General features: G+C 59.6%; 17 protein-coding genes. All 17 read left to right on the top strand.

Features of this window, described 5'->3' with window-relative positions:
- The first annotated feature begins 9 nt into the window (after positions 1-9).
- The 17 genes from tuf (at position 10) to rpsH (ending at position 8823) form a co-directional block, all read left to right on the top strand.
- Complete coding sequence (tuf, locus tag EDE09_RS23495) at positions 10-1185, top strand: elongation factor Tu (protein WP_105374399.1); 1176 nt, start codon at positions 10-12, stop codon at positions 1183-1185.
- A gap of 305 nt (positions 1186-1490) precedes the next feature.
- Positions 1491-1799, top strand: coding sequence for a 30S ribosomal protein S10 (gene rpsJ, locus EDE09_RS23490; protein WP_003547547.1), 309 nt, complete (start codon positions 1491-1493; stop codon positions 1797-1799).
- Positions 1800-1836: 37 nt separating this feature from the next.
- Positions 1837-2478 carry a 50S ribosomal protein L3 gene (gene rplC, locus EDE09_RS23485; RefSeq protein ID WP_105374400.1) on the top strand — a complete coding sequence of 214 codons (642 nt, stop codon included), beginning with the start codon at positions 1837-1839 and terminating at the stop codon, positions 2476-2478.
- A 14-nt stretch (positions 2479-2492) separates the two neighbouring features.
- On the top strand, positions 2493-3113 hold the full coding sequence (gene rplD / locus EDE09_RS23480; RefSeq protein ID WP_105374401.1) for a 50S ribosomal protein L4: 621 nt from the start codon (positions 2493-2495) through the stop codon (positions 3111-3113).
- On the top strand, positions 3110-3403 hold the full coding sequence (locus EDE09_RS23475) for a 50S ribosomal protein L23 (RefSeq protein WP_037151093.1): 294 nt from the start codon (positions 3110-3112) through the stop codon (positions 3401-3403). Before rplD ends, EDE09_RS23475 begins: the two co-directional genes overlap by 4 nt.
- Before the next feature lie 11 nt (positions 3404-3414).
- A complete protein-coding gene (gene rplB / locus EDE09_RS23470; protein ID WP_105374402.1) occupies positions 3415-4251 on the top strand; it encodes a 50S ribosomal protein L2 in 837 nt (278 codons plus the stop codon).
- Positions 4252-4269: 18 nt separating this feature from the next.
- The gene (rpsS, locus tag EDE09_RS23465; RefSeq protein ID WP_029620128.1) at positions 4270-4548 is read left to right on the top strand and encodes a 30S ribosomal protein S19; all 279 of its coding nucleotides are present in this window, start codon (positions 4270-4272) and stop codon (positions 4546-4548) included.
- A gap of 2 nt (positions 4549-4550) precedes the next feature.
- The gene (rplV, locus tag EDE09_RS23460) at positions 4551-4940 is read left to right on the top strand and encodes a 50S ribosomal protein L22 (protein WP_093000487.1); all 390 of its coding nucleotides are present in this window, start codon (positions 4551-4553) and stop codon (positions 4938-4940) included.
- Positions 4940-5683, top strand: coding sequence for a 30S ribosomal protein S3 (gene rpsC, locus EDE09_RS23455; protein WP_105374403.1), 744 nt, complete (start codon positions 4940-4942; stop codon positions 5681-5683). Before rplV ends, rpsC begins: the two co-directional genes overlap by 1 nt.
- 38 nt (positions 5684-5721) lie before the next feature.
- On the top strand, positions 5722-6135 hold the full coding sequence (gene rplP / locus EDE09_RS23450; protein WP_105374404.1) for a 50S ribosomal protein L16: 414 nt from the start codon (positions 5722-5724) through the stop codon (positions 6133-6135).
- Positions 6136-6147: 12 nt separating this feature from the next.
- The gene (gene rpmC / locus EDE09_RS23445) at positions 6148-6348 is read left to right on the top strand and encodes a 50S ribosomal protein L29 (protein ID WP_037151107.1); all 201 of its coding nucleotides are present in this window, start codon (positions 6148-6150) and stop codon (positions 6346-6348) included.
- 11 nt (positions 6349-6359) lie between these two features.
- The gene (gene rpsQ / locus EDE09_RS23440; RefSeq protein WP_071008864.1) at positions 6360-6596 is read left to right on the top strand and encodes a 30S ribosomal protein S17; all 237 of its coding nucleotides are present in this window, start codon (positions 6360-6362) and stop codon (positions 6594-6596) included.
- 235 nt (positions 6597-6831) lie between these two features.
- Positions 6832-7200 carry a 50S ribosomal protein L14 gene (gene rplN, locus EDE09_RS23435; RefSeq protein WP_105374405.1) on the top strand — a complete coding sequence of 123 codons (369 nt, stop codon included), beginning with the start codon at positions 6832-6834 and terminating at the stop codon, positions 7198-7200.
- Between the two features lie 13 nt (positions 7201-7213).
- On the top strand, positions 7214-7522 hold the full coding sequence (rplX, locus tag EDE09_RS23430) for a 50S ribosomal protein L24 (RefSeq protein ID WP_105374406.1): 309 nt from the start codon (positions 7214-7216) through the stop codon (positions 7520-7522).
- Positions 7515-8072 (top strand): 50S ribosomal protein L5, encoded by a 558-nt coding sequence (rplE, locus tag EDE09_RS23425; RefSeq protein ID WP_105374407.1) that lies wholly within the window; start codon positions 7515-7517, stop codon positions 8070-8072. The genes rplX and rplE overlap by 8 nt, the downstream gene beginning before the upstream one ends.
- A 34-nt stretch (positions 8073-8106) precedes the next feature.
- Complete coding sequence (gene rpsN / locus EDE09_RS23420) at positions 8107-8412, top strand: 30S ribosomal protein S14 (protein WP_105374408.1); 306 nt, start codon at positions 8107-8109, stop codon at positions 8410-8412.
- A 12-nt stretch (positions 8413-8424) separates the two neighbouring features.
- Complete coding sequence (rpsH, locus tag EDE09_RS23415) at positions 8425-8823, top strand: 30S ribosomal protein S8 (protein WP_105374409.1); 399 nt, start codon at positions 8425-8427, stop codon at positions 8821-8823.
- The last annotated feature ends 28 nt before the right edge of the window (positions 8824-8851 follow it).

The following is an 8851-nucleotide window of genomic DNA, read 5'->3' as shown; positions in this document are numbered from 1 at the left end:
GAGCCGGAAATGGCAAAGAGCAAGTTTGAGCGCAACAAGCCTCACGTCAACATTGGCACGATCGGTCACGTTGACCATGGCAAGACGTCGCTGACGGCCGCGATCACGAAGTATTTCGGCGAATACAAGGCCTATGACCAGATCGACGCGGCTCCTGAAGAAAAGGCCCGTGGCATCACCATTTCGACGGCGCACGTCGAATACGAGACGCCGAACCGCCACTATGCGCACGTCGACTGCCCCGGCCACGCCGACTATGTGAAGAACATGATCACCGGTGCGGCGCAGATGGACGGCGCGATCCTGGTTTGCTCGGCCGCCGACGGCCCGATGCCGCAGACCCGCGAGCACATCCTGCTCGCCCGTCAGGTCGGCGTTCCGGCAATCGTCGTGTTCCTCAACAAGGTCGACCAGGTTGACGATGCCGAGCTTCTCGAGCTCGTCGAACTGGAAGTGCGCGAACTTCTGTCGTCCTACGACTTCCCGGGCGACGACATCCCGATCATCAAGGGTTCGGCTCTTGCTGCTCTTGAAGATTCGGACAAGAAGATCGGCGAAGACGCGATCCGCGAGCTGATGGCAGCGGTTGATGCCTACATCCCGACGCCCGAGCGCCCGATCGATCAGCCGTTCCTGATGCCGATCGAAGACGTGTTCTCGATCTCCGGCCGTGGTACGGTCGTGACCGGCCGCGTCGAGCGCGGCATCGTCAAGGTTGGCGAAGAAGTCGAGATCGTCGGCATTCGTCCGACCTCGAAGACGACGGTGACCGGCGTTGAAATGTTCCGCAAGCTGCTCGACCAGGGCCAGGCCGGCGACAACATCGGCGCGCTGATCCGCGGTGTAAACCGTGACGGCGTCGAGCGTGGCCAGATCCTGTGCAAGCCGGGTTCGGTCAAGCCGCACAAGAAGTTCAAGGCCGAAGCCTACATCCTGACGAAGGAAGAAGGCGGCCGTCATACGCCGTTCTTCACCAACTACCGTCCGCAGTTCTACTTCCGCACGACGGACGTGACGGGCATCGTGACGCTGCCGGAAGGCACGGAAATGGTCATGCCTGGCGACAACGTCACCGTTGACGTCGAGCTGATCGTGCCGATCGCGATGGAAGAAAAGCTGCGCTTCGCCATCCGCGAAGGCGGCCGCACCGTCGGCGCCGGCATCGTCGCTTCCATCATCGAGTAAGAGATGATGGGGCCGGTGCAGACCAGATCTGCGCCGGATGCATGAATTCTTTTAAGCAAGCGGCCGTTTAGCCGCTTGCTTATGACATAAAAATGTAGCAAATGGCGCGCGAGCGCGATTTGCCCCTGCTTCGCTATCGGGGCAGCAATCAAAATATAAGGTGGGTCGAAAGGCCCGGAGAGTGGAAAGGGATACCGGCTCGGTGTCCCCTTCGATCTTTGAAACCGGTGGTCCGCCTTAGGAAAAAGAACAAACCCGTGCCTTTCGTTCGGCACGTGGATAACAGACAACAAGGATAACGTCGAATGAACGGCCAAAATATCCGCATTCGCCTGAAGGCGTTCGATCACCGGATTCTCGATGCTTCCACGCGCGAGATCGTGTCGACGGCGAAGCGCACCGGTGCTAGCGTCCGGGGCCCCGTTCCGCTTCCGACCCGCATCGAGAAGTTTACGGTTAACCGGTCCCCCCACATCGACAAGAAGAGCCGCGAGCAGTTCGAGATGCGCACCCATAAGCGCCTTCTCGATATCGTTGACCCGACACCGCAGACGGTAGACGCGCTGATGAAGCTCGATCTCGCCGCTGGTGTCGATGTTGAGATCAAGCTCTGAGACTTCGGTTTCAGACTGAGTGAGAAGGATTGAACCGATGCGTTCGGGTGTAATTGCACAGAAGGTGGGAATGACCCGCGTCTACAACGACGCCGGCGAGCATATCCCGGTAACCGTATTGCGGCTGGAGAACTGCCAGGTCGTCGCACACCGCACCGTTGAGAAGAATGGCTACACCGCCGTTCAGCTCGGTGCCGGCACGGCGAAGGTAAAGAACACCTCCAAGGCGATGCGCGGCAACTTTGCCGTCGCAAATGTCGAGCCGAAGGCGAAGCTCGTCGAGTTTCGCGTTTCCGAAGACAACATGATCGATGTCGGCACTGAGCTGAAGGCCGATCATTTCACGGCCGGTCAGCTGGTGGACGTCACCGGTACCTCGATCGGTAAGGGTTTTGCCGGCGCCATGAAGCGTCACAACTTCGGTGGTCTGCGTGCCACGCACGGTGTGTCCGTTTCGCACCGTTCGCATGGTTCGACTGGTAACAACCAGGATCCGGGCAAGGTCTGGAAGGGCAAGCGCATGGCTGGTCATATGGGCCAGACGCGTGTCACCACCCAGAACCTCGAGATCGTCTCCACCGACGAGAACCGTGGCCTGATCCTCGTCAAGGGCGCCGTACCCGGCTCCAAGGGCGCTTGGATCGTCGTTCGCGACGCCGTCAAGTCGGCCGCGAAGTAAGGGAGCCAGCTACAATGGAATACAACGTCAAGACCCTCGAGGGAAAAGACGCCGGCAAGGTCTCCCTGTCGGACGAGATTTTCGGCCTCGATCCCCGCGAAGACATTCTGGCCCGCATGGTTCGTTGGCAGCTCGCCAAGAAGCAGCAGGGCAGCCACAAGACCAAGAGCCGTTCGGAAGTTTCCCGCACCGGTGCGAAGATGTACAAGCAGAAGGGTACGGGCCGCGCTCGTCACCATTCGGCCCGCGCTCCGCAGTTCCGTGGCGGTGGCCGTGCTCATGGTCCGGTCGTCCGCAGTCACGAGCATGATCTTCCCAAGAAGGTTCGCGCTCTCGCCCTGCGCCACGCCCTGTCTGCAAAGATGAAGTCGGAAGACCTCATCATTGTCGACAACCTGGTGGCCGCTGAAGCGAAGACCAAGGCTCTGGCCGGTTCCTTCGCCGAACTCGGCTTCACCAACGCGCTCTTCATCGGCGGCGCCGAGCTCGACAACAACTTCAAGCTCGCCGCTCAGAACATCCCGAACGTCGATGTTCTGCCGGTTCAGGGCATCAATGTTTACGACATCCTGCGCCGCGGCAAGCTCGTGCTTTCCAAGGCTGCGGTAGAAGCTCTGGAGGAGCGGTTCAAATGACGGATCTTCGCCACTATGATGTGATCGTCTCGCCGGCGATCACCGAAAAGTCGACGCTGGCATCCGAGCAGAACCAGGTCGTCTTCAACGTTGCCAAGACTGCTTCCAAGCCGGAGATCAAGGCTGCCGTAGAGGCGCTGTTCGGCGTGAAGGTCACGGCCGTCAACACGCTTGTCCGCAAGGGCAAGGTGAAGCGGTTCCGCGGCTTCATCGGCAAGCAGAAGGACGTAAAGAAGGCTGTCGTGACCCTGGCCGAAGGTCAGACGATCGACGTCTCCACCGGTCTCTGAGGTATAAGATAATGGCATTGAAAAGCTTCAACCCGACGACCCCGAGCCAGCGTCAGCTGGTCATCGTCGACCGGTCCGGCCTTTGGAAGGGCAAGCCTGTCAAGACGCTGACGGAAGGTCTCTCCAAGAGTGGCGGCCGTAACAACCTCGGTCGCATCACCGCCCGCTTCATCGGCGGCGGTCACAAGCGTACTTACCGCCTGGTCGACTTCAAGCGTCGCAAGTTCGACGTCGAAGGCACGGTCGAGCGTCTGGAATACGACCCGAACCGCACCGCGTTCATCGCGCTCGTCAAGTACGAGGACGGCGAATTGGCCTACATCCTCGCACCGCAGCGCCTTGCTGCGGGCGACAAGGTCATCGCATCCGACAAGGCTGTCGACGTAAAGCCGGGCAACACCATGCCGCTGCAGTACATCCCGGTCGGCTCGATCGTTCACAACGTCGAAATGAAGCCGGGCAAGGGCGGTCAGATCGCCCGTTCGGCAGGCACTTACGTGCAGCTCGTCGGCCGCGATGCCGGCATGGCGATCCTCCGCCTGAACTCGGGTGAACAGCGCCTGGTGCCGGGCTCGTGCCTTGCAACCGTCGGCGCCGTTTCCAACCCGGACCACGGCAACATCAACGACGGCAAGGCTGGTCGCACCGTCTGGCGCGGCAAGCGTCCGCATAACCGCGGCGTCGTCATGAACCCGGTCGACCATCCGCACGGCGGTGGTGAAGGCCGCACCTCCGGTGGCCGTCATCCGGTCACCCCGTGGGGCAAGCCGACCAAGGGCAAGCGCACTCGTTCGAACAAGTCCACCGACAAGTTCATTATGCGCTCCCGCCACGACCGTAAGAAGTAAGAGAAGGGAAGTCGTTCAATGGCTCGTTCAGTATGGAAAGGTCCGTTTGTTGACGGCTATCTTCTCAAGAAGGCTGAGAAGGTACGTGAAGGCGGACGCAGTGAAGTGATCAAGATGTGGAGCCGTCGCTCCACGATCTTGCCGCAGTTCGTTGGTTTGACGTTTGGCGTCTACAACGGCTCGAAGCACATTCCGGTCAGCGTCAACGAAGACATGGTCGGACACAAGTTCGGTGAATTCGCTCCCACCCGTACCTATTACGGTCACGGCGCGGACAAGAAGGCGAAGAGGAAGTAATCATGGCGAAGGCTAAGACCGAACGCCGGCTGAAGGACAATGAGGCGCAGGCAGTTGCCCGCACCCTCCGCGTCAGCCCACAGAAGCTGAACCTCGTTGCCGCCATGATCCGCGGCAAGAAGGTCGAACGCGCGCTTGCAGAACTTGAATTCTCGCGCAAGCGCATCGCCGGCACGGTGAAGAAGACTCTTGAGTCCGCAATCGCCAATGCCGAAAACAACCATGACCTCGACGTCGACTCGCTGATCGTTTCGGAAGCTTATGTCGGCAAGTCGATCGTGATGAAGCGTTTCCACGCTCGTGGCCGCGGCCGTGCATCTCGCATCGAGAAGCCGTTTGCGCACCTGACGATCGTCGTTCGCGAAGTCGAGGAAAAAGGGGAGGCCGCATAATGGGCCAGAAAATTAATCCGATCGGTTTTCGCCTCGGCATCAACCGTACCTGGGACAGCCGCTGGTTCGCCGACAATGCCGAATACGGCCAGCTCCTCCATGAGGATCTGAAGATCCGCGCCTACCTGATGCAGGAGCTGAAGCAAGCCGGTATCGCCAAAGTGGTCATCGAGCGTCCGCACAAGAAGTGCCGCGTTACGATCCACTCGGCTCGCCCGGGTCTGATCATCGGCAAGAAGGGTGCGGACATCGAGAAGCTTCGCAAGAAGATCGCCACGATGACCAATTCGGAAACGCACCTCAACATCGTCGAAGTGCGCAAGCCGGAAATCGACTCGACGCTCGTCGCCCAGTCGATCGCTCAGCAGCTCGAGCGCCGCGTGGCTTTCCGCCGTGCGATGAAGCGTGCTGTTCAGTCCGCCATGCGTCTTGGCGCCGAAGGCATCAAGATCACCTGCGCCGGCCGTCTCGGCGGTGCCGAAATCGCCCGTACGGAATGGTACCGCGAAGGTCGCGTTCCGCTTCACACGCTGCGCGCTGACATCGACTACGGTACGGCGGAAGCCGAAACCGCATTCGGCATCTGCGGCATCAAGGTCTGGATCTTCAAGGGCGAAATCCTTGAGCACGATCCGATGGCTTCCGAACGTCGCGCGCTGGAAGGCGACGCGCAGGGTCCGGCAAGCCGTGAACGTGACCGTGGCGATCGTGGTGATCGTCGCCGCGAACGCGAAAACGCTTGATCAACGCTGGCGAAAGATAAGCTCGGAGAAGTAAGAAAATGTTGCAGCCAAAGCGTACCAAGTACCGCAAGCAGTTCAAGGGTCGCATCAAGGGTGTGGCCAAGGGCGGCTTCGATCTGGCCTTCGGCGAATTCGGCCTGAAGTCCCAGGAACCCAACCGCGTCAACGCCCGCGAGATCGAGGCGGCCCGCCGCGCGATCACGCGTGCCATGAAGCGCGCCGGCCGTGTGTGGATCCGCGTATTCCCGGACGTTCCGGTGACCGCGAAGCCGACCGAAGTGCGTATGGGTAAGGGCAAGGGCTCTGTCGAATACTGGGCCTGCAAGGTCAAGCCCGGCCGCATGATGTTCGAGATCGATGGTGTTTCGGAGGAGCTCGCCCGCGAGGCGCTTCGTCTCGGCGCCGCCAAGCTCTCGGTCAAGACGCGCTTCGTACAGCGCATCGCAGAGTAAGGAGAAGGCACGATGAAAGCCGAAGACGTACGCGGCCTCACGGCCGATCAGCTCAAGGACAAGCTCGCCGACCTCAAGAAGGAGCAGTTCAACCTGCGCTTCCAGAAGGCCACCGGTCAGTTGGAAAAGTCCTCGCGCATCAACGAAGTCCGCAAGGATATCGCCCGCGTGAAAACCATTGCCCGCCAGAAGGCGGCAGAAGCCAAGGCTTAAGGAAGAATAATATGCCGAAACGCATTCTGCAGGGCGTAGTCGTTTCCGACAAGAACGAGAAGACCGTTGTTGTCCGGGTAGAGCGCCGATTCGCGCATCCGCTGCTTCAAAAGACGGTCCGCCGTTCCAAGAAGTACAAGGCGCATGACGAGAACAACCAGTACAAGGTTGGTGACGTTGTTTCCATCGAGGAATGCGCGCCGATCTCCAAGGATAAGCGCTGGACGGTGGTTGCCGCCCAGGCTTAATTTTACAGAGATTTCGGCCAGGCCCTTGCGTCTGGCTGAAATATCTGTATGAAGCAGCGCATTGGCGCAGGACGCTCGGTAACGGGCGTTCTTTTGCTTTGAGCGCAGGGAAGGTCCCTTTCAGGGAAACCACCTTGGCAAGACCCATCCCGCGCACATCGAAATTCTGTCCAAAGCCGGCTCCGTACGTTTTCAGCGTTCGGTAGCGCCGGTCATTAGAAAAAGGCGACCTGACATGATTCAGATGCAAACAAACCTCGACGTGGCGGACAATTCCGGCGCACGTCGTGTCATGTGCATCAAGGTGCTGGGCGGCTCGAAGCGTAAGTATGCTTCCATCGGCGACGTCATCGTCGTTTCGATCAAGGAAGCCATCCCGCGCGGCCGCGTCAAGAAGGGTGATGTGATGAAGGCGGTTGTTGTGCGTACCGCCAAGGACATCCGTCGTCCGGACGGCAGCGTCATCCGCTTCGACAACAACGCAGCGGTCCTCATCGACAACAAGAAAGAGCCGATCGGCACCCGTATCTTCGGACCGGTTCCGCGCGAACTTCGCGCCAAGAACCACATGAAGATCATCTCGCTGGCTCCGGAAGTACTGTAAGGGAGCGCGAGACATGCAGAAGATTAAGAAGGGCGACAACGTCGTCGTATTGACCGGCAAGGACAAGGGCCGCACTGGCGAAGTGCTTCAGGTTCTGCCGAAGGAAGACCGCGCCGTCGTGCGTGGCATCAACATGGTGAAGCGCCACCAGCGTCAGTCTCAGACGCAGGAAGCTGGCATCATCAACAAGGAAGCTTCCATTCACCTGTCGAACATCGCGATCGCCGCGAAAGACGGCAAGCCGACCCGTGTTGGCTTCTCCGTTGTCGACGGCAAGAAGGTGCGTGTGGCCAAGCGTACGGGAGATGTGATCGATGGCTGAGGCAAAATATGAGCCGCGGCTCAAGAAGGAATATGTTTCCCGCATCCGCGGCGCGCTGAAGGAGCAGTTCTCCTACGCAAACGAGATGATGATCCCGAAGCTGGACAAGATCGTGATCAACATGGGCGTTGGCGAAGCGACGGCTGACTCGAAGAAGCCAACCGTTGCTGCTGCAGACCTCGCAGCGATCGCCGGTCAGAAGCCGGTCATCACGCGCGCTCGCAACTCGATCGCAGGCTTCAAGGTCCGCGAACAGATGCCGATCGGCGCGAAGGTCACTTTGCGCGGCGCCCGCATGTATGAATTCCTGGATCGCCTGGTCAACATCGCGCTTCCGCGCGTTCGCGACTTCCGCGGCCTGAATCCGAAAAGCTTTGACGGCCGTGGCAACTTCGCTATGGGCATCAAGGAACACATTGTGTTCCCTGAGATCAACTACGACAAGGTTGATCAGATGTGGGGCATGGACATCATCGTTTGCACGACGGCGACCAACGACGACGAAGCGCGGGCTCTTCTGAAAGAGTTCAACTTCCCGTTCCGTCAGTAACCGTAACGACGAGCGTTAAAAAGGAACTCCCGATATGGCGAAAACCAGCGCAGTTGAAAAGAACAAGCGCCGCCGCAAGACCGTCGCTCAGCACGCTGCCAAGCGCGCTGTTCTGAAGGCGACCATCATGAACCAGGACCTTCCGATCGAAGAGCGGTTCAAAGCAACTATCAAGCTCGCTTCGCTGCCGCGCGATGGCTCGAAGACGCGTATCCGCAACCGTTGCGAAGTCACCGGTCGCCCGCGCGCTTTCTATCGCAAGCTCAAGATGTCGCGTATCGCGCTTCGTGAGCTTGGCAACCTCGGCAAAGTGCCGGGCATCGTCAAGTCGAGCTGGTAAGGAGATCGTTAGATGACCATGACTGATCCCTTGGGCGATATGCTCACCCGTATCCGCAATGGTGCCGCTCGCCGCAAGTCGACCGTAAGCACGCCGGCTTCCAAGCTGCGCGCTCGCGTCCTCGACGTTCTGCAGGCGGAAGGCTACATCCGCGGTTATTCGGAAATCGATTACGGTAACGGCAAGTCCGAAATCGAAATCGAACTCAAGTACTACGAAGGTGCGTCGGTGATCCGTGAGATCGGCCGCGTCTCCAAGCCGGGCCGCCGGGTCTATGTCTCGGTAAAGTCCATTCCGCAGGTCGCGAACGGCCTCGGCATCACCATCCTTTCGACCCCGAAGGGCGTGATGGCCGATCACCAGGCTCGCGAACAGAACGTTGGTGGCGAGGTTCTCTGCTCGGTCTTCTAAGACTTGAGCAGGGGAACTCCATAACGAA

The sequence above is a fragment of the Neorhizobium sp. S3-V5DH genome (assembly GCF_004343065.1).
In the GTDB taxonomy this organism is placed as follows: Bacteria; Pseudomonadota; Alphaproteobacteria; order Rhizobiales; family Rhizobiaceae; genus Neorhizobium; species Neorhizobium huautlense.
The sequence above is the reverse complement of the archived record's forward strand: the minus strand, read 5'-3'. Positions and strand labels throughout refer to the sequence as shown.